19 protein-coding genes are annotated in these 19,478 nt (G+C 67.5%); 12 read left to right on the top strand and 7 right to left on the bottom strand.

Annotation, left to right across the window (positions count from 1 at the left end):
* Positions 1 to 43 precede the first annotated feature (43 nt).
* On the top strand, positions 44 to 751 hold the full coding sequence (locus ACZ1H8_RS21250; RefSeq protein ID WP_465179228.1) for a glutathione binding-like protein: 708 nt from the start codon (positions 44 to 46) through the stop codon (positions 749 to 751).
* Positions 752 to 801: 50 nt separating this feature from the next.
* Here ACZ1H8_RS21250 and ACZ1H8_RS21255 read toward each other — a convergent pair whose 3' ends face one another.
* Positions 802 to 1,293, bottom strand: a complete 492-nt coding sequence (locus tag ACZ1H8_RS21255) for a hypothetical protein (protein WP_465179229.1) — start codon at positions 1,291 to 1,293, stop codon at positions 802 to 804.
* Between the two features lie 92 nt (positions 1,294 to 1,385).
* Positions 1,386 to 2,177 (bottom strand): SDR family NAD(P)-dependent oxidoreductase, encoded by a 792-nt coding sequence (locus ACZ1H8_RS21260; protein WP_465179231.1) that lies wholly within the window; start codon positions 2,175 to 2,177, stop codon positions 1,386 to 1,388.
* A gap of 85 nt (positions 2,178 to 2,262) precedes the next feature.
* On the opposite strand from ACZ1H8_RS21260, the gene ACZ1H8_RS21265 reads away from it, so the two are divergent.
* The 5 genes from ACZ1H8_RS21265 to ACZ1H8_RS21285 all read left to right on the top strand — a co-directional run bounded on the left by ACZ1H8_RS21265 (position 2,263) and on the right by ACZ1H8_RS21285 (position 7,419).
* The gene (locus ACZ1H8_RS21265; protein WP_465179232.1) at positions 2,263 to 3,786 is read left to right on the top strand and encodes a class I adenylate-forming enzyme family protein; all 1,524 of its coding nucleotides are present in this window, start codon (positions 2,263 to 2,265) and stop codon (positions 3,784 to 3,786) included.
* Positions 3,783 to 4,556, top strand: a complete 774-nt coding sequence (locus ACZ1H8_RS21270) for a thioesterase family protein (RefSeq protein ID WP_465179233.1) — start codon at positions 3,783 to 3,785, stop codon at positions 4,554 to 4,556. The genes ACZ1H8_RS21265 and ACZ1H8_RS21270 overlap by 4 nt, the downstream gene beginning before the upstream one ends.
* A gap of 171 nt (positions 4,557 to 4,727) precedes the next feature.
* Positions 4,728 to 5,228, top strand: a complete 501-nt coding sequence (locus tag ACZ1H8_RS21275) for an EF-hand domain-containing protein (protein WP_465179234.1) — start codon at positions 4,728 to 4,730, stop codon at positions 5,226 to 5,228.
* Between the two features lie 83 nt (positions 5,229 to 5,311).
* Entirely contained in the window at positions 5,312 to 6,031 is a 720-nt protein-coding gene (locus ACZ1H8_RS21280; RefSeq protein ID WP_465179235.1) for a response regulator, read from the top strand.
* Positions 6,028 to 7,419: a sensor histidine kinase gene (locus tag ACZ1H8_RS21285; protein ID WP_465179236.1), complete on the top strand. Its 1,392-nt coding sequence runs from the start codon at positions 6,028 to 6,030 to the stop codon at positions 7,417 to 7,419. Before ACZ1H8_RS21280 ends, ACZ1H8_RS21285 begins: the two co-directional genes overlap by 4 nt.
* A 9-nt stretch (positions 7,420 to 7,428) precedes the next feature.
* Here ACZ1H8_RS21285 and ACZ1H8_RS21290 read toward each other — a convergent pair whose 3' ends face one another.
* The 3 genes from ACZ1H8_RS21290 to ACZ1H8_RS21300 all read right to left on the bottom strand — a co-directional run bounded on the left by ACZ1H8_RS21290 (position 7,429) and on the right by ACZ1H8_RS21300 (position 10,116).
* Entirely contained in the window at positions 7,429 to 9,054 is a 1,626-nt protein-coding gene (locus ACZ1H8_RS21290) for an NAD(P)/FAD-dependent oxidoreductase (RefSeq protein ID WP_465179237.1), read from the bottom strand.
* Between the two features lie 95 nt (positions 9,055 to 9,149).
* Entirely contained in the window at positions 9,150 to 9,572 is a 423-nt protein-coding gene (ndk, locus tag ACZ1H8_RS21295) for a nucleoside-diphosphate kinase (RefSeq protein WP_465179238.1), read from the bottom strand.
* 103 nt (positions 9,573 to 9,675) lie between these two features.
* Positions 9,676 to 10,116, bottom strand: a complete 441-nt coding sequence (locus ACZ1H8_RS21300) for a DNA polymerase III subunit chi (protein ID WP_465179239.1) — start codon at positions 10,114 to 10,116, stop codon at positions 9,676 to 9,678.
* Positions 10,117 to 10,285: 169 nt separating this feature from the next.
* Between ACZ1H8_RS21300 and ACZ1H8_RS21305 the strand changes: the two genes are divergently transcribed.
* From ACZ1H8_RS21305 to rsmA, 4 genes are all read left to right on the top strand, one after another.
* Positions 10,286 to 12,583 (top strand): LPS-assembly protein LptD, encoded by a 2,298-nt coding sequence (locus tag ACZ1H8_RS21305; RefSeq protein WP_465181446.1) that lies wholly within the window; start codon positions 10,286 to 10,288, stop codon positions 12,581 to 12,583.
* Positions 12,584 to 12,692: 109 nt separating this feature from the next.
* The gene (locus ACZ1H8_RS21310) at positions 12,693 to 14,021 is read left to right on the top strand and encodes a peptidylprolyl isomerase (protein WP_465179241.1); all 1,329 of its coding nucleotides are present in this window, start codon (positions 12,693 to 12,695) and stop codon (positions 14,019 to 14,021) included.
* 17 nt (positions 14,022 to 14,038) lie between these two features.
* Entirely contained in the window at positions 14,039 to 15,052 is a 1,014-nt protein-coding gene (gene pdxA / locus ACZ1H8_RS21315) for a 4-hydroxythreonine-4-phosphate dehydrogenase PdxA (RefSeq protein WP_465179242.1), read from the top strand.
* Positions 15,049 to 15,891 carry a 16S rRNA (adenine(1518)-N(6)/adenine(1519)-N(6))-dimethyltransferase RsmA gene (rsmA, locus tag ACZ1H8_RS21320; RefSeq protein ID WP_465179243.1) on the top strand — a complete coding sequence of 281 codons (843 nt, stop codon included), beginning with the start codon at positions 15,049 to 15,051 and terminating at the stop codon, positions 15,889 to 15,891. Before pdxA ends, rsmA begins: the two co-directional genes overlap by 4 nt.
* Here the strand turns inward: rsmA and ACZ1H8_RS21325 are convergent.
* Positions 15,888 to 17,201, bottom strand: a complete 1,314-nt coding sequence (locus tag ACZ1H8_RS21325) for an SLC13 family permease (protein WP_465179244.1) — start codon at positions 17,199 to 17,201, stop codon at positions 15,888 to 15,890. The genes rsmA and ACZ1H8_RS21325 overlap by 4 nt on opposite strands.
* 121 nt (positions 17,202 to 17,322) lie before the next feature.
* Here ACZ1H8_RS21325 and ACZ1H8_RS21330 point away from each other — a divergent pair, with 121 nt between their 5' ends.
* Together ACZ1H8_RS21330 and ACZ1H8_RS21335 are read left to right on the top strand one after the other, a co-directional pair.
* A complete protein-coding gene (locus ACZ1H8_RS21330) occupies positions 17,323 to 18,216 on the top strand; it encodes a hypothetical protein (RefSeq protein WP_465179245.1) in 894 nt (297 codons plus the stop codon).
* Between the two features lie 57 nt (positions 18,217 to 18,273).
* Positions 18,274 to 18,744: a hypothetical protein gene (locus ACZ1H8_RS21335; protein ID WP_465179246.1), complete on the top strand. Its 471-nt coding sequence runs from the start codon at positions 18,274 to 18,276 to the stop codon at positions 18,742 to 18,744.
* Positions 18,745 to 18,770: 26 nt separating this feature from the next.
* Here ACZ1H8_RS21335 and ACZ1H8_RS21340 read toward each other — a convergent pair whose 3' ends face one another.
* Positions 18,771 to 19,397, bottom strand: coding sequence for a DUF1287 domain-containing protein (locus ACZ1H8_RS21340; RefSeq protein ID WP_465179247.1), 627 nt, complete (start codon positions 19,395 to 19,397; stop codon positions 18,771 to 18,773).
* Positions 19,398 to 19,478 lie beyond the last annotated feature (81 nt).

A 19,478-nucleotide genomic window follows, 5' to 3' on the forward strand; every position in this document is an offset into this window, starting at 1 on the left:
CGCGGACCCCATTTGCGGGCTCCATCCCTGGGAGCCTGATGCGATGATCGATCTCTTCTACTGGCCCACGCCGAACGGCCACAAGATCACCCTGTTTCTCGAGGAAGCGGGGGTCGATTACACGCTGCACGGCGTGAACATCGGCGCCGGCGACCAGTTCAAGCCCGACTTTCTGAAGATCGCGCCGAACAACCGTATGCCGGCGATCATCGACACGGCGCCTGCCGATGGCGGCGAGCCGGTCAGCGTGTTCGAAAGCGGCGCGATCCTGATCTACCTCGCGCTCAAGCATGGCCAATTCTATGGCGAGACGCTGCGCGAGCGGACCGACATCCTGCAATGGCTGATGTGGCAGATGGGCGGGCTGGGCCCGATGGCCGGGCAGAATGGCCATTTCAACATCTACGCGCCCGAGAAGGTGCCCTATGCCATTACCCGCTACACGAACGAGACCAACCGGCTGTACGGCGTGCTCGACCGCCGGCTGGAAGGCCGCGAGTTCGTCGCGGGCAGCGGCTATTCGATCGCCGACATGGCGATCTACCCCTGGATCGTGCCGCACGAGGCGCACAAGCAGGACCTCAACGACTTCCCCAATGTGAAGCGCTGGTTCGATGCGATCGCCGCCCGCCCGGCAACGCAGCGCGCCTATGAGAAGGGCAAGACGATCCAGGCCGAGGCCAAGCCGCTGACCGACGAGCAGAAGGCGGTCCTGTTCGGCCAGACCGCAGCAAACACGCCGAAGCCCTGATCACGCAGTCCGGTCACGGTCCCTGCCATCGCCACGGCCGGGGACCGCGATCAGGGCGTTTCCCCGGCGAGCACCGCCCGCGCCCGCGGCGTCAGCGGAACGCCGGGCGGGAACAGCGCCAGCGCCGCCCTGGCCTGCTCCAGCGTTCCGACATTACCGACCATGGTCAGCAACGCGCCGCGAAAAGCGATGTCGATGTTCACCGTCTGCCAGAAGGTCCGCACGTCGACCCGCTCGATTTCGGAAAATGCGCGCTCCCGCTTGCGGATCACCCGGTAGCGCAGGCCCGACGGGAGTATCTCGAGCAACGGGCGGGCATTGTTGGTCGCGACCGCGAACCACCATGGGAGCCCGCGAACGCCGGCAAAGCTGGCCATCAGCGGGAAGGTCGTGCCGCCGTCTGGACCGGCGGAAAGACTGCCTCGCGCGACTGCCGAGGATCGCTTCTTCCACGCACGATAGATGGCCATGCAGACCACGCAGGCGATGGCGACCTGCGCCACCAGCACCACGACACCCGCAATCACGCCTGCTCCGTCCATGCCGCCCCCGTTTTCCGTCCGCTCCGCAAACGCGCGATGACGCGGGACGATCCTGGGATGACGAACCCCGCCGCTCCGAGGCAGGCATGGCCCTATCCTTCGCGTCCCGGCCGGCGAGACTGACCGACATCCAGATGCGCGCCAGCATCGACCCGTACGATCTCCCCGGCGAGCGCCCGGCTGGCCGGATCCAGCAGATGGACGACATGGACCGCGATATCATCGGCCATCGGCGCCATCGCCATCGGCACGCCGGCGGCGATCCGCTGGTTGAGCGCAGCGAACCCTTCGGCGCCCAGCCTTTTCTCGAACCAGCCGGTGCCGACATAGCCGGGCGCAACCGCGTTGATCCGGATCGCGGGCGCCAGAACGCGCGCCAGGCTCTGCGTCATCGTCGTCAGCGCGCCCTTGGACGCGGCATAGGCGACCGACGATCCATGACCCGAGATCCCCGCAACCGACGCGATATTGACCACCGCGCTCGCCGGCCCCTTGCGCATCGCATCGGCGCAGGCGCGGATCATCTGGAACGGTCCGATCGTGTTCAGCCGGTACAGGTCGATGAAGTCCTCGGCGCTCAGCGCGTCCAGATCCTCGTGATTGGCGAACTTGGTCCGGCCGGCATTGTTCACCAGCAGGTCGATCCGGCCGAACGCATCAAGCGCGGCCGCGGCAAGCGCGCGGCACTGGGCATCCTCGGCGACGTCCGCCTGAACCGCGATCGCGCCCACCTCCCCCGCCAGCGCTTCGGCCTCGTCGCGGCTGCTGGCGTAATTGACGACGCAGCGCACGCCCCGCGCCGACAGTCTCCGAACCGTGGCCGCGCCGATCCCGGTGCCGCCCCCGGTCACGATCGCCGCCATGCCCTGCATCGCATCCGCCATGTCACGCTCCATCCACTTTTTCGAAGATCGCGTATGGCATTTGCCGCCCCGCTCGCCTAGCGCTGGTCGCAACGAGCGAGGGTGAATGAACGCAGACGCGATGCTGGCCAGCGATTTCGCAACGCTGTCCGACCTGATCCGGGCGAACGCGATCGAACGCGGCGACAGGCCCGCGTTGATCAGCGAGGCCGGGGTCCTGGGCTATGCAGGTCTGGACGCGATGATGGACCGCGTCGCGGCGGCGCTGCAGCGTGAGGGATTGGGCAAGGGGGACGCGGTCGCGATCCTGGCTGCCGCGTCGATCCGCTATGGCGGCATCTTCCTCGGCGCACTGCGCGCGGGCTGCGTGCCCGCACCGCTGGCGCCGTCGGCGACCCCCGACCAGCTGGCGGCGATGATTGACGATTGCGGTGCCAGGCTGCTGTTTCTCGACAGCGATGGCGCCGAGCGGATCGCAGGCACGCCGATCGCGGCGAAGCGCGTCTCCCTCAACGAAATGGCCGAGGGGGCCGATTGGGACGCGTTCCTCGCCCCCGATGGCACCATTCCCGATCCGGTCCCGATCGCACCGTCCGACCCCTTCAACATCATCTACTCGTCGGGCACCACCGGGACGCCCAAGGGGATCGTCCAGCCGCACAGCATGCGCTGGCAGCATATCGGGCGGTCGCCGGCCAGTTTCCGCGATGCGGTGACGATGATCGCGACGCCGCTCTATTCGAACACCACGCTCGTCAGCTTCCTGCCGACGCTGGCGCGGGGCGGCGCAGCGGTGCTGATGCCGCGCTTTGACGCGCGCACCTATCTCGAACTTGCGGAGCGGCATCGCGCGACCCATTCGATGCTGGTCCCGATCCAGTATCAGCGGATCATGGCGCTGCCCGATTTCGACGACTTCGACCTGTCCAGCTATCAGTTCAAGAGTTGCACCAGCGCCCCGTTCAGCGCCGAGCTGAAGGCAGACATTGTGGCGCGCTGGCCCGGACTGCTGATCGAATATTATGGCCTGACCGAGGGCGGCGGCACCTGCATCCTGATCTGCAATGCCTTTCCTGACAAGCTGCACACCGTCGGCCGCCCGCTGGAGGGCCATGACATCCGCCTGATCGACGAGGACGGCAACGAGGTTGCGCACGGCGAGACCGGTGAGGTCGTGGGGCGCTCGGCGGCGATGATGAGCGGCTATCACGGCCGTGCCGATGCGACCGCCGCGAGCATCTGGCACGATGCCGACGGCAATGCCTATCTGCGCCACGGCGATCTGGGCCGGTTCGACGAGGACGGGTTCCTGGTCCTGATGGACCGGAAGAAGGACCTGATCATCTCCGGCGGCTTCAACATCTATCCGTCAGACCTGGAGTCGGTGCTGATCCAGCATCCGCAGGTGCGCGACTGCGCCGTGATCGGAATCCCCTCGGCGGAGTGGGGCGAGAGCCCGGTCGGCTATTATGTCGGCGACGGCGATCCCGCGGCGATCCTCGACTGGTTCAATGCCCGCGTCCGCAAGACCCAGCGGCTGGTCGCGCTCGAGGCGATCGACACCCTCCCCCGCAGCGCGATCGGCAAGGTGCTGAAGCGCGAACTGCGCGACCGGTATCTCACGACATGACCCCGATTTCCGATCTCCTCGCCGCCGCCAGCCCGCGCGACGCCGGCTTCGTCACCTCGATCCCCGCCGACTGGCTCCAGGGGCGGACCGCCTATGGCGGCCTGTCCTCGGCACTGGCGCTGCATGCCGCGATGCAGGTCGAGCCCGACCTGCCGCCGCTCCGCTCTGCGCAGGTCGCGTTCATCGGACCGCTGTCGGGCGAGGTGACCGTCACCGCGACGAAGCTGCGCCGCGGACGCAACGCAGCCTATATCCAGGCTGATATCGTTTCCGAAGCCGGCCTCGGCTACCGTGCGATCTTCATCTTCATGGCGCAGATGCCGTCGCGCATCGTCCATGACGTCGCCGCCCGCGCTCCGCTCGGCCCGCCAGCTGCCGATGCCGAACTCCATACGGGGCCGGAGACCTTCTTCACCGGCAACTTCAATTTCTTCGATCCCAAGGCGGCCCAGGGCCAGGCCGAGTGGCTGCGCTGGGCGCGCCTTCGTGCGCGGGACGCCCTGCACCCGATGATCGAAATGATGGCGATCGGCGATGCGCTTCCGCCGGCGGCGTTCAAGCTGATCGAGGGGCAGCAGGCACCCGTCAGCTCGCTCAACTGGCAGATCAACCTGCTCACCCCGACCCCCGCGACCGAGGATGGCTGGTGGCTGCTCCACGCCATTTCCGACCAGGCACGCGATGGCGGCGCCAGCCAGCGGATGACGATATGGAACGCAGCCGGTGAGCCGATTGCGGAGGCGATGCAGGCGGTGGCGGTGTTTGCGTGAGGGGTGATGGCTAGGGCTCGCAAGGACCGAAGCCGACCCACCCCAAGCCCCTCCCGGCCTGCGACATCTTGCGACATTTTGCTGAACCCCTGACAAACGCCTGCGACAGCCATGCTTCAGAAAACGGGCCACGGTCGACATCGCGACCGCCCTTTTCTCGGGAGTTCGGCAATGAAGAAGCCCCTGATCATCGCCGCCGTCATCACGCTCGCCGCGGACGGAACGGCCTATGCACTCAATCCGCCCGCCACCGACCAGATGGCCGCAGCGCCGCAGGATGCGCCTCCCGGGCGCGGACCCGGCGGCATGCTGATGCGGGCCGACACCAATGGCGATGGCGTCATCACGCGCCAGGAGTTCATGGCCGCATCCGATGCGCGCTTCGCCCGGATGGACGCCAACAAGGATGGCAAGCTGACCGCCGACGAACGCCAGGGCCGTCGCGGCGGGCGGATGGGCGCCACGGCCGATGCCAATGGCGACGGCGTGGTCACGCTGGATGAACAGCGCGCCCAGGCTGCGCGCACCTTCGACCGGCTGGATCGCAACAAGGACGGCAAGATCGACGCGTCCGAGATCGCGGCGCTGCGCGATGCCGCAGGCAAGATGGGCGGTCGCCGCGGCGCACATACCTCCCCGGCGGGACCTTCGGGCGACGCGCAAGGCGCCTGACCTGCCGGAACGCCGGGGCGGGGACCTGCCTCCTCCCCCGCCCCGGCACTTTCCTCCCCCCGACGAGTTGCTATCACCCTGCCATGTCCGAGATTCCCCACATCCTTCTCGTCGACGACGAGCGCTCGATCCGCGAACCGCTGGCTCAGTATCTGACCAAGCAGGGCTTTCGCATCACCCAGGCCGGCGACGCGGAGGGCGCGCGTGCGCGAATGTCCGCCTATGCCATCGATCTGGTGATCCTCGACATCATGATGCCGGGCGAGGACGGGCTCAGCCTGTGCCGTCACATCCGCGAGACCAGCGACACGCCGGTGATCCTGCTGACCGCGCGCAGCGAGGAAACCGACCGGATCGTCGGGCTCGAAATGGGCGCCGACGATTATGTCGTGAAGCCCTTTTCGCCGCGCGAGCTGGCGGCACGGATCAAGGTCGTGCTGCGTCGCCTCCAGGCGGGCGGCACCCGCCAGAATGCGCCCGAGGCGGGCAGCTATGCCTTTGCCGGATGGGTGCTCAAGACGGGCGAGCGTGCGCTGGTCGACCGGGACGGCGTGTCGCTCCCGCTGTCGACCGGCGAATATAACCTGCTGCTGGCGCTGGTGACGCGTCCGCGTGCGGTGCTCACCCGCGACCAGCTGCTCGACCTGACCCAGGGGCGCGAGGCCGCCGCCTTCGATCGGGCGATCGACAATCAGGTCAGCCGCCTTCGCAAGAAGATCGAGGCCGATCCGAAGAATCCCACGCTGATCAAAACCGTCTGGGGCGGCGGCTATACGCTGGCGTCCGAGGTCACCCGGCTTTGAAGCGCTTCCTGCCGAAAAGCCTGACCGGCCAGATCGGCCTGATTGTCGCGGCCGCGCTGTTCCTGGCGCAAGCGATCAATTTCGGCCTGTTGCTGAACGAGCGGCGCAACGTTCTCTTCAGCCAGATCATCGTGCCCGCCGCCACCCGATTGGCCGGGGCGGCCGACCGCGCGGTCAATGCGCCCGCGGAGTTCCAGCCGCGCCAGGCGGACAATGGTCGCCGCCGACTCCCGCCCGGCTACGACCCGCGGACCCGCGTCCAGCTTCTCCCCTCGCCGCCCCAGATCCCGACTGAGAACCGCCGATCGGACATCGAGGACGTGATCCTCAAGGAGCTGAGGGAGGTCGGCGTCGATGTCGACCAGGTCGTCGCGGTCGTCCGCCCGATCGACGAGCGGCGGCCGCTGATCCGGCGGCTCAATCCAGAACGGCTCGAGCGGATGCGCCGGTTCGGTGCCGAACTTCATGTCATGGCCCATCTCAAGAGCGGCCAGTGGCTGGCGGCATCGAGCCCCTGGCCGCGCAGCGATTCGGTGCTGGCATGGCAGCTCGCGGCGCAGACGCTGATCCTCTATATCTGCGTGCTGATCCCGGTGCTGCTCGCCGCGCGGCGCATCGCCCGTCCTTTGCGCACGCTTGCTGCCGCGGCGCGCGACTTCCGTCCCGGCGGCGATACCGAACCGGTCGAGGAGCGCGGCCCGCGCGACGTGCGGTCAGTGATCGCCGCCTATAACGGCATGGGCAGCCGCGTGACCGCGATGCTGGAGGAGAAGGACCGGATGCTCGGTGCGATCGGCCATGACCTGCGCACCCCGCTGGCGGCGCTTCGCGTGCGGATCGAATCGGTCGAGGACGACGAGGATCGCCAGCGCATGGCCGACACGATCGACGAGATGAACCGGACGCTCGACGATATCCTGTCGCTGGCGCGGCTGGGCCGACCGAGCGAGCCGCCAATCGATGTCGACCTGTCGTCGCTGATCGACGCGGTGGTCGACGATTTCCGCGACCTGGGAAAGCCGGTAACCTTCGAGGAGGCGCCGAAGCTGCGCATGCACCTGCGGCCCGCGCTGATGCGGCGCGCGGTGCGCAACCTGATCGAGAATGCGGTCAAATATGGCGGCGGTGCCGAGGTAGTGCTCGATCCGTCGGCCGAGCGCGTGGCGATCCGGGTGTGCGACCGGGGACCGGGAATTCCCGAGGCCAAGCTGGGCCATGTCTTCACGCCGTTCATCAGGCTGGAGGAATCGCGCAACCGGGAGACGGGCGGCATCGGGCTGGGCCTCGCCTTGGCGCAGGCGATCGTGCGCGATGCAGGCGGCGAGATCAGCCTGGCCAATCGCGATGGCGGCGGGCTGGTCGCGACGATCGCCCTGCCCCGCCGCTGACCCGGCGGGTCAGCGCGCGGCGGTGATGCTCGCCGCGACCGCCTCGGCCGCCTTGATCCCGTCGATGGCGGCCGACAGGATGCCACCGGCATAGCCCGCGCCTTCTCCGGCGGGGAACAGCCGCGCGACATTCAGGCTGTGCATGTCCTTGCCGCGCGTGATCCGCACCGGCGACGAGGTGCGCGTCTCGACTCCGGTCATGATCGCATCCGGATGATCGTAGCGCGGGATCTGGCGGCCGAAGACCGGCAGCGCCTCGCGAAACGCCTCGATCACGAACGGCGGCAGGCAGTGCGCGAGGTCGGTCATCGTCACGCCCGGCTTGTAGGACGGCGTCACCTCACCCAGCGCGCTCGAGGCGCGCCCGGCCAGCAGGTCGCCGACCGTCTGGCCCGGCGCGTGATAGCTGGATCCGCCGGCGACGAACGCCAGATCCTCCCAGTGACGCTGGAAATCGATGCCGGCCAGCGGGCCACCCGGATAGTCGCGCTCGGGGTCGATCGCCACGACCAGTCCGGAATTGGCGTTGAACTCGGCGCGTGAATATTGGCTCATGCCGTTGGTGACGACGCGGCCCTCTTCCGAGGTCGCCGCGACGACGCGGCCGCCAGGGCACATGCAGAAGCTGTAGACGGTGCGGCCATTCTCGCAGTGATGCGCCAGGCTATAGGCCGCCGCACCCAGGTCGGGATGGTTGGCGCAATTGCCGAAGCGCGCCTGGTCGATCCAAGCCTGGGGATGCTCGATTCGCACCCCGATCGAGAAGGGTTTGGCCTCCAGATGGACGCCGCGACGGTGCAGCATCTCGAAGGTCGGGCGCGCGCTGTGACCGATTGCCATCACGACATGGTCGGCCTCCAGGAAGCTGCCGTCGTGCAGGTGCAGCCCGCGCACGCCCTGACGACCATCGGGGAGCCGTTCCAGCTCGATATCGTCGACGCGCGTCTGCCAGCGATATTCGCCGCCCAGTTCCTCGATCGTTCGCCGCATGCTTTCGACCATCGAGACCAGGCGGAAGGTGCCGATATGCGGATGCGCCTCCCACAAAATATCGTCGGGCGCGCCGGCCCGCACGAATTCCTCCAGAACCTTGCGGCCCAGAAAGCGCGGATCCTTCACCCGGCAATAGAGCTTGCCATCGGAAAAGGTCCCCGCCCCGCCCTCGCCGAACTGGACGTTGGAATCGGGATCGAGCTTCGCCTGGCGCCACAGGCCCCAAGTGTCCTTGGTCCGCTGACGCACCACCTTGCCGCGGTCGAGGATGATCGGGCGGAACCCCATCTGCGCCAGGATCAGCCCCGCGAACAATCCGCAGGGCCCCGCGCCGATGACGACCGGGGGCAGCCCGCCCCAGCCCCCGGGCGCCCGGACCGGCGGGCGATAGGTCATGTCGGGGGTCGGCCGGACATCCTTGTCGCCGGCGAAGCGCGCCAGCACCTCCGCCTCGTCCGCCAGCTCGACGTCGACCGTATAGACCAGCTGGATCGCGCTGCGCCGGCGCGCATCATTGCCGCGGCGATAGATCGAGAAACCGTGCAGCGCCTCGGCCTCGATGCCCAGCCGGCGACAGATTGCCTGGGGCAGCGCCTCGGGCGGATGGTCGAGCGGGACGGAAAGGCCGGACAGGCGCAGCATCGGAAATTCCTAGACCGGGGCGCTGGCGGCCCCCAAATGAAAAAGGCCGAGGCGCCGCCCCGGCCTTTTCCGAAAAGCTTCGAGAGAAGCCGGGTTCAGCCGACAATCTCTTCGGGCTTGAAGAAATAGGCGATCTCGATCGCGGCATTTTCTTCCGAGTCCGAACCATGGACCGAGTTGGCCTCGATCGATTCGGCCAGTTCCTTGCGGATCGTGCCCGGCTCGGCATTCTCCGGATTGGTCGCGCCCATGATGTCGCGGTTGCGCTGCACGGCGTTCTCGCCTTCCAGCACCTGGACCACGACCGGACCCGAGGTCATGAAGCTGACCAGGTCGTTGAAGAAGGGGCGCTCCTTGTGGACCGCGTAGAAGCCCTCGGCCTGCTCCTTGGTGAGCAGGAGGCGCTTGGAAGCGACGACGCGCAGGCCGGCTTCCTCGAGCATCTTGGTGACCGCACCGGTCAGGTTGCGGCGGGTGGCATCGGGCTTGATGATCGAAAAGGTCCGGGTCGCGGCCATGGCCGTGCGGCTCCATATGCTAGATTGTGGAAAAGTCGCGGCTCTCTAGTCGCGGGCGGCCTCTGATGCAACCCGCGGGAGATGCCATAATGATGCAGTCGCGTCAGGCCGCCTGTTCCCAGCGGCCGGTGTCGTTCTGCTTCCAGTAGCGCCGCTCGATCCCGTCGCGCTCGGCCAGCCCCTTCCACGCCGCCCGCGCCTCGCGGATCCGCTCCTCGTCGAAGAAGTGAAAGGCGCGGTCGAAATCGAGCGCCTCGTCGCGCCAGATGCCGTCGATCAGCGCGATGTGCCGTGCGCCATTGGTCGGGTCAGGCGACCCGGCAATCAGCACCGGCTGGCGCGAATCATCCTCGCCGCCCGCCTGGCCATGCGGGAGGAAGCTTTCCGGCGAATAGGTCCAGAGCAGCTGGTCGATCTGTCCGCGGCGCGCCTCGTCATCGGCCACGATCAGCAATCTTCCGCCGCTTTCCAGTATCTTCTGGGCGATCTGTGGCAAGGCACGCTCGAGCGGAAGCTGTGTCAGATGGTAGAAATCGACCTGCATGGCCCCTGTTTGCCCGCTCGTGCGTTGGAGAGCAACGCGACGTTGCGACGCACGAACCGGTGCGATAGGGCAGCAGATCAGGCGTCGCGCGGGAGTGAGTAAAAAGGTGGGATTGAACGTGACGCGCACTGCGCTGTTGCTTTCGGGTGCGCTGCCGCTGGCATTGTGCATGACGGCGCAGGCGCATGCCCAGACCATGCCGCCAGCTGCCGACCCTGTACCGGCACCCTCTACCCCGACATCAGAGCCTGACGCGCAACAGGTCGCGCCGCAGGACCAGGACGTCCCCGCCGCCAATCTTCAGGACCGCCCGGTCGAGCCTGCGCCGCCCTCCCCCACGGGGACGCCCGACGATCCCAACCAGGTCCAGTTCTCCGCCGACCTCCTCGAATATGACGAAGGGGTCGACACCGTCACCGCCAGCGGCGACGTGCGCATGTACCGGCGCAGCGACCGGCTCCGCGCCGACAAGGTCGTGTGGAACCGCAAGACCGGCCAGGTCGTGGCCGAGGGCAATATCGTCATCGTCAACCCGGAGGGGGACGAGGCCTATGGCGACCGGATCGAGCTGACCGACTCGCTGAAGGACGGCGTGGTCGACAACATGCTGGTGGTGCTCGAGGCGGGCGGTCGCATCGCCGCCGAGAAGGGCGAGCGCAAGGGCGACATCATCACCGTCCGCAACGCGGCTTATACTCCCTGCTCGGTCACCAATTCGGAAGGCTGTCCCAAGGAGCCGAGCTGGAAGATCACCGCCGAGAAGGTGGTGTATGACCCCAATCGCGGGCGGTTGCGCTATACCGGGGCGCGCGTCTCGATCTTCAATCTGCTGACCATCCCGCTGCCCGTCTTCTCGCACCCCGCGGGCGGGCGCAGCGATTCGGGTTTCCTGATGCCCGATGTCCGCATCACCCGGGTGAACGGGCTGCAGATCGCGGCCCCCTATTTCTTCGCGCTGGCGCCCAATCGCGACCTGACAGTCACGCCGCACATCTATACCGGCGTGCTGCCGATGATGCAGGCCGAATATCGCGAGCTCAACTCGCTCGGCGCGTTCCGCATCGCCGGTTACGCGACCTATAGCCGCCGCTCCGACGACCTGACCGTCCCGGTCTCCGAACTCACGACGAAGAATGCGTTCCGCGGCTATATCGACGGAAATGGCCGCTATCAGCTCGATCCCTATTGGAGCGTCAGCGGCTCGATCCGCGTCGCCAGCGACCGCACCTTCATGCGCCGCTACGACATCAGCCGCGACGACCGGCTGCGCAACAATATCCGTGTCGAGCGGATCACCGACGACAGCTATTTCGCGATCAATGGCTGGGCGGTGCAGACGCTGCGCGTCGGAGAGCGCCAGGCGCTGCAGCCCTTCGTCCTGCCCGAGATCGACTATCGCAAGCGGTTCGACGAGGGCCTGATCGGCGGCCGGGTCGAGATGCAGCTCAATACGCTGGCGATTGCCCGCGACGTGGGCCAGGATTCGCAGCGCGCCTTCGCCTCGCTGCGCTGGGACCTGCGCCGGCTGACCGCCTGGGGTCAGGAAATCACCCTCACCGCCTATGGCCGCGGCGATGTCTACAACACCCGCGATTCGCTGCTGACCACGGTCGAGAGCTATCGCGGCGACGAGGGGTTCCAGTTCCGCGCGGTCGGCGCGGTCGCACTCGACATGAAATGGCCGCTGGTCGGCGAGTTCCTGGGCGGGACCCAGCGGATCACCCCGCGCGTGCAGGTAGTCGGCGCGCCCAAGGTGTCGAACCTGAACGTCCCCAACGAGGACGCGCGCGCGGTCGACCTGGAGGATTCCAACCTCTTCGCGCTCAACCGCTTTCCCGGCTATGACCGGTTCGAGGGATCGAGCCGTGTGACCTGGGGCGTGGACTATGCGCTGTACCTGCCGGGCTTCAGCATCGATGCCAATATCGGCCAGAGCTATCGCTTCGCCTCGGGCCAGCTGTCGATCTTCCCCCAGGGTACGGGGCTGAGCGACCAGGTGTCCGACTTCGTCGGCCGCACCGTGGTGCGCTTCCGCGACTTCGTGACCTTCACCCACCGCTACCGGCTGGACAAGGACAATTTCGCGGTCCGCCGCAACGAGATCGACCTGACGCTCGGTTCGCGTGCCAGCTATGTCCAGCTCGGCTATCTGCGCCTCAACCGCAATATTGGCCCCGAGCTCGAGGACCTTCAGGATCGCGAGGAAGCGCGGGTCGGCGCCCGTGTGCAGGTCGCGCGCTTCTGGTCGCTGTCGGGATCGATGCTGATCGACTTGACCGATCGCAACGAGGACATATTGTCCGACGCCGACGGCTTCCAGCCGGTGCGTCACCGGCTTGGCGTGACCTATGAGGATGACTGCCTCAGGCTGGGCCTGACGTGGCGGCGCGACTATCAGACGACCGGCGACGCACGACGCGGCAATGGCTATCTCCTGTCGCTGTCGTTCAAGAATCTGGGCCGGTAGCGCTTCGCTAAGCCTTGGTTCAGGCACAATTGGCGATTAATCGCCGCATTCTCCGGATGGGATGAGGGTAAATATCCACGTGAAGACTGGTGCTGCAAACGCAATCCGCATGGCCCGCAAGACCGTGCTGATGCTTGGCCTGGCGGCGATCGCGCTGCCCGCCGCCGCTCAGACGGTGAATGACGACCAGACTGCGCCGCCGCCGTCCGGACTGGACATGCCTGCGAACCTCCAGCTGTTCGGCAAGGCCGATCCCAACATCCGCAAGCCCACTGCGCTGGTGAACGGCTATGTCATCACCGGCACCGATGTCGAGCAGCGCCTGGCCTGGCTGGTCGCGCTCAACGACTGGAAGCTGACGCCGCAGGATCGCGACCAGCTCCGCCTTCAGGTGCTGCGCCTGCTGATCGACGAGACGCTCCAGATCCAGGCGGCCGCCGCCGACAAGATCACGATCGACAAGGCCGATATCGACCGCAGCTTCAACGGCCTGGGTCGCCGCATGAACCGCAGCCCCGACCAGATGCGCAACTGGCTGCGCCAGGTCGGATCGTCCGAACGCTCGGTCCGCCGCCAGATCGAGGGCGAGGTTGCCTGGAGCCGCGTGCTGCGCCGCCGCGTGGACGTGTCGGTCGGGGATGCGGAGATCAATGCGATGCTCGAGCGTCTGCGCGCTGCGCGCGGCACCGAGGAATATCATTTCTTCGAAATCTACATGAACGCCACGCCCGACCGGGCCAACGAGGTGTTCGCGGCGCAGCAGCGCGTGATCGAGCAGCTGCGAAAGGGCGATCGCTTCGATTATCTGGCGCGCGTCAATTCCCAGTCCTCGACCGCCGCAGTCGGTGGCGACCTGGGATGGATCCGCCTCGCGACGCTGCCCGATCAGCTGGCCGCCGCCGGCCGCGAGATGCAGCCCGGCCAGGTCGCCGGTCCGATCGAGGTGCCGGGCGGCTATTCGGTCCTCTACCTGGCCGAGAAGCGCAAGATCGCCGTTGCCGACCCGCTCGATGCCAAGCTGAGCCTCAAGCAGCTGACCATCGCCTTCCCAGCCGGGATCAGCGAGGCACAGGCGCAGAGCCGCGCCGCGCAGTTCGCCGAGGGCACGCGCGGGATCAAGGGCTGCGGCGATGTCGATCGGGTCGCCAAGGATCTGGGCGCCGAGGTGGTCAACAACGATTCGATGAAGATCCGCGACCTGCCGCCCGCGCTTCAGCAGATCATCCTCAACCTCCAGGTCGGCCAGACCACCCAGCCCTTCGGCTCGCTCGAACAGGGCGTGCGCGTGCTGGTGCTGTGCGGCCGCGACGATCCGACCGAATATGTGGAGCCGTCGGTCGACCAGGTCCGCGAGCAGCTGGAAGACCAGCGCACCAACCTGCGCGCCTCTCGCATGATGCGCGACCTGCGGCGTGACGCGCTGATCGAATATCGGTGATGCGGGGGGCGGCGGGCATGACCGGTCTTGCCCCGCTGGCCATCGCAATGGGAGACCCGGCCGGGATCGGCCCCGAGATCACTGCCAAGGCCTGGGCGGCGCGCGAGGCACAGAGCCTCGCGCCGTTCTTCGCCATTGGGGATGTCCGCGCGGTGCAGGCAGTCTGGCAGGGTCCGGTCGCGCGCATCGACGATCCGCGCGAAGCCCTGGGCGTATTCGACACTGCCCTGCCGGTGCTGTCGGTCTCCGACAGCGGCGACATCGCTCCCGGCCTGCCCGATACCGAGGGGGCCCGCTGCGCGCTCCAGTCGCTGGAGCTGGCGGTCGGCCTGACCCGATCCGACGCCGCCGGCGCGCTGGTGACCGGCCCCGTGTCCAAGGGTCAGCTCTACGGCATCGGCTTCACCCATCCCGGCCAGACTGAATTCGTCGCCGAACGCTGTGGCGTGTCGGTCGACAACGCAGTCATGATGCTCGCCGGGCCGACGCTTCGGGTCGTCCCGATTACGGTCCATGTCCCGCTGGCCCAGGTCCCGGCGATGCTCTCGGTCGAGCTGATCGTGGCGAAGGCCCGCGTCACCGCGCGCGGCCTGTACCGCAATTTCGGGATCGAGAAGCCGCGGCTCGCCTTTGCCGGATTGAACCCCCATGCCGGCGAAGGCGGCGCGCTGGGGCGCGAGGAAATCGAGTTTCTCGAACCCGCGATCGAGCAGCTTCGCGCCGAGGGGATCGACGCCGTCGGACCGTTCGCGGCCGACACGATGTTCCATGCCCGCGCCCGCGCCGGCTATGACGTTGCGCTGTGCACCTATCATGATCAGGGGCTAGTCCCGCTCAAGACGCTGCATTTCGATGACGGCGTCAACATGACGCTGGGCCTGCCGATCGTCCGCACCTCGCCCGATCACGGCACGGCGTTCGGCATCGCCGGCAAGGATGAGGCAAATCCCGGCGCGATGATCGCCGCGATCCACATGGCGCATTCGGCGGCCTTGCGCCGCGCCGAACTCGCTGCCAGCGCAGGCCAGTGACCGACTCGCTCCCCGATCTTCCTCCGCTTCGCGACGTCATCCAGCGCCACGGCCTCTCGGCCAGCAAGGCGCTGGGGCAGAATTTCCTGTTCGACGGCCAGTTGCTCGGCCGCATCGCGCGCGTGCCGGGCGACCTTGCCGGACAGGACGTGTTCGAGGTCGGCCCCGGCCCCGGCGGCCTGACCCGCGCGTTGCTTCAGGCCGGCGGCAATGTCATCGCGGTCGAGCGCGACCGGCGCTGCATCCCGGCGCTTGCCGAACTGGCCGATGCCTTTCCGGGCAAGCTGCGCGTGATCGAGGGCGATGCGCTGGAGGTCGACGCGCCTGCCCTGTTCGCGGGCAAGCCGCACATCGTTGCCAACCTGCCCTATAATGTCGGCACCGCGCTGCTGGTCGGCTGGCTGTCGGCGGAATGGAAACCCTGGTGGGCCAGCCTGACGCTGATGTTCCAGAAGGAAGTTGCCGAACGGATCGCGGCCACGCCCGACAGCGACGCCTATGGCAGGCTCGCGGTCCTGTCGCAGTGGCGCTCGACCGCGCGGATCGCGATGACCGTCCATCGCTCGGCCTTCACCCCGCCGCCCAAGGTCATGTCGGCGGTCGTCCATATCGTGCCGACCGACGCACCCGAGGGCGTGCGTTTCAAGACGCTCGAATCCCTCACCGCTGCCGCCTTCGGCCAGCGCCGGAAGATGCTGCGCCAGAGCCTGAAGTCCGTGCCCGGTGCGCTGGCGGCGATGGAGCAACTGGGCATCGACTCCAGCCGCCGTGCCGAAACGGTGTCGGTCGACGAATTCGTCGCACTGGCCCGTGTCCTTTCGAGCGAGCGCACGTCCTAGAACGGAAAGAAGATCGTGATCGCCGCGACCGCCACCGCGAAGGTGATGATGTTCAGCGGCAGTCCGACCCGCACGAAGTCCATGTAGCGATAGCCCGCCATCTGATAGACGATGACGTTGGTCTGATAGCCGAACGGCGTGGCAAAGGCGGCGCTGCCCGCCATCATCACCGCGACCAGGAACGGGCGCGAGCTGACCCCCAGGCTCTCGGCCAGCGCGACCGCGATCGGCGTCATCAGCACCGCGACGGTCGCATTTGACAGAAGCTCGGTCAGCACCATCGTCGCGAGATAGAGTACGATCAGCGCGGTCAGCGGCCCGAATTCGTGCATCGATCCGACCAGCGCGCGGGTGGCGATCTCCGCCAGCCCACTCTCGTCCATCGCGATGCCGATCACGACCATGCCCGCGATCAGGATCAGGATGTCGGGCTTCAGTCCGCCATAGGCCTGGTCGGCCGAGATGACCTTGAGCAGGATCAGCAACACCGCCCCGGCAAAGGCAGTGGCCGCGATCGGCGCGATGCCGAAGGCCGCGATGGCTATCGCGCCGACGAACACCGCCCCGGCGATCGCCGCCTTGCCCGGCTGGAACGGGCGCGGCTCGGCAAACAGCTCCGCATGGCCGACCTGGGCGCCGCCGATCGTCAGGTCGGGATCATAGTCGGTCGTCACCGTCTCGGCATCGTCCGGGCCGATGCTCCGGCGCATCAGCCGGGCGCTGAACAGGAACAGGTACAGCCCGCCGGCAAGCGCCATCGGCAATCCCACCGGCGTAATCTCGAAAATCCCGAAGCGCGGCTGGCCGGCATTGCTCGCCATGTCGTCGACCAGCAGGTTGGTCGAGGTACCGATCAGCGTGCAGCAGCCCGTCAGCACGGTGATGTAGGACAGGGGCATCAGATAGAGTTTGGGCGATTTCTTCATCGCCACGGCGACGTCGCGGATCACGGGCGCCCCCAGCACCACGATCGGGGTACTGTTGAGGAAGCAGGACACGCATCCGATCGCCGTCAGCAGCATCCAGATGCCGGCCGACCCGGCTCGCTTGCACAGCCTGACCCCCGCCGCGATCGCGCGGTCGAGCAGGCCGGACAGTTCGAGGGCATAGGCAATGACGAACAACGAGGCCAGCGCGAGGATCGCGGGGCTGGCAAAGGCGCTCTGCACCTCGACCGGCCGGACCACGCCCGTCATCAGCAGCACCGCAGCGCCGCTCAGCGCGACCACGTCCGAGCGGACCCGGTCCCAGATCAGCGCTGCCACCACGGCCGCCAGCACCAGCAACGTCAGGATCTGGTCGATGTTCATCGCGAGTCCAAACGCCTGACGGTGATGTTGTGACGCGTGATCGTGCCTCTCCTCGACGCCGCCGGAAAATGTCGACCGATTAGGGTCTGGAGGCTGCGCCAGGTTTCGCTATCAAGAGTTCATGCAGGAGCCAAGCTCACGGACCAGCCGCCTTGCCATTGCCGGCGCCCTCGCCGCGGCAATTCTGCTCGCCGGCGGCGGCTTCCTGCTGGGCCGCAACACCAGCGAGCGGACCGCAACCGCGCCGGTACCGGTGGCGACGCCCACGCCGCTCGCCGCACCCTCACCGGTGCCGCCGCCGGTGGTTCGCACCATGATCGGCCGTGCCGAGCTTCTCGACCTCGCTCGCCTCGCCGCCGACCCGCAGGGGGACGGCATCGACGATCGCCTGACGGATGCGGTCGGCAAGCGGTTCGAGCTGCGCCTGCCGTTCGGATGCGACGGTCCGGCCGACCAGACCAGCACCGCCCCGATGCGCTGGCGCTACGATGCCGAGCGCCGCACCCTGCGCGTCCAGGCGACGCCGACCGACTGGGCTACCGCAGATTGGTGGCGCCAGAGCGCGCCTGAGGGGATCGCCACGATCGAGGGGTTCTGGATCCCCCGGCCCTGGACTGCCAGCGAAGCCTGTCCGCAGACACCACAGGCAGAAGGTGGGCCCGCAACCCCGGCGGAGGAAACGCTGGCGATCGGCCAGGTCTTCCTGACCGACGGCCCGCGTCAGGCGCGTCGCGACGGCCAGCCCTATCAGATCACAAAACGCATCGCGGACGACCGGCTCGACACGTCGCGCGGCTTTCATCTGCGCCTGTCCGGCCGGATCGCCGGCATGCCGGGCGGCACGGGGCCGGTGCGCTGTCACCAGCCGGGCGGCCGCGACCGGCGGCCCGTCTGCCTGCTCGGCGTCGTCTTCGATCAGGTCGCGATCGAAAGTGCCGCGTCCGGCGAGGTAATCGCTACCTGGGACGTGGCAAGCGGCGACACACCGTCGACCGAGCGTCGCAGCGCGCGCTGATCCAACGCAATCGACTTATCGGGCAGTTCCGCCCCCAACCGAGGATGAGGTTCCACCATGCGTTTCCTGATGCTTGCCAGTCTCGTCGTTCTTGCCGGCTGCAACTCGTCCGAGGAGTCGACGACGGTCGCCGGCACCACCTACAGCAGCGACGAGAAGGCCGGCACCGCCACGATCAAGACGAGCGAGGGCGAGATGCGCACCGTCGACGGCGCCGCCGCCGACAAGGCCGAACTGCCTGCCTATGCGCCCCGCTATCCCGGCGCGACGATCAAGACTGTGATCGAGAGCAAGACGAATAGCGGCACCTCCACCGTGGCCAGTCTCGAGACTAGGGACGCGCCTGCTGCGGTCACCAAATTCTACCGCGACGCCTTCACGAAGAACGGAATGAAGCTGACCTCCGACGTGCCGTCCGACCAGGTGACGATGCTGTCGGCCGAAGGCAATGGCACCAAGGTGTCGGCTATGGCCTCGCAGCAGGACGGCACGACGATGGTGACGCTGACCTATTCGAAGCCGAAGTAGAACGGCTCGGTCTCTCCACCCGACGATCAGCCGTCCAGCGCCCAGCGAAAGCGGCCCGTCAGCTGGTGATCCGACAGCGCGCGCTCCTCGCGCGCGCCGCGGCCGATATTGTGGATCACCCAGCCCGGGCCCCGATCGGACACGATGCCGGTATGCGGCAGCCGGCGGCCGATCAGGCTGGTGAAGATATCGCCCGGCCGCCAGCCCTGCTCGTTGGCGGGGATCGGAAGTCGCGCCCGCTTGCGGGACAGGAACACCGCCAGATTCGGCACGCGGCGATGGTCGATATTGCGATCGGGCGCCTTCAACCCCCAGCGCTTGGGATAGGCCGAAAAGGCGCTGCGCATATCGGCATTGACCAGCGCCTGGAGATCGAGCCCGAAGGCGTCGCGATAGGCGCGGATCAGCACGTCGGTGCACACCCCCTTGGCACGCGGCACGTCGCCACCGGGAAAGGCCAGGCGGCTATAGGCAGGATCATAGGCGACCGTAACACCGACCTGCCGCCGCGCCGCCGCGATCAGCGTCGCTGCGGAGCGCGCGGGCGCGGCCTCGGCCGGCAGGCCCCAGGGGGCAGCGATCAACCCGGCAACCACCATCCGCCGCGACAGGCGCACGCCATGATCGATCGGGTCCGCGGATGTTTCCGCCATCAGCTTCGCTCGCTCATCGTCATCGTCCAGCACCATCGCCGAAAGGGCGCGCCGCGCGCCGGTAAGGAACCTACCTCAAGC

Source organism: Sphingomonas sp. BL-S-25 (assembly GCF_055521555.1).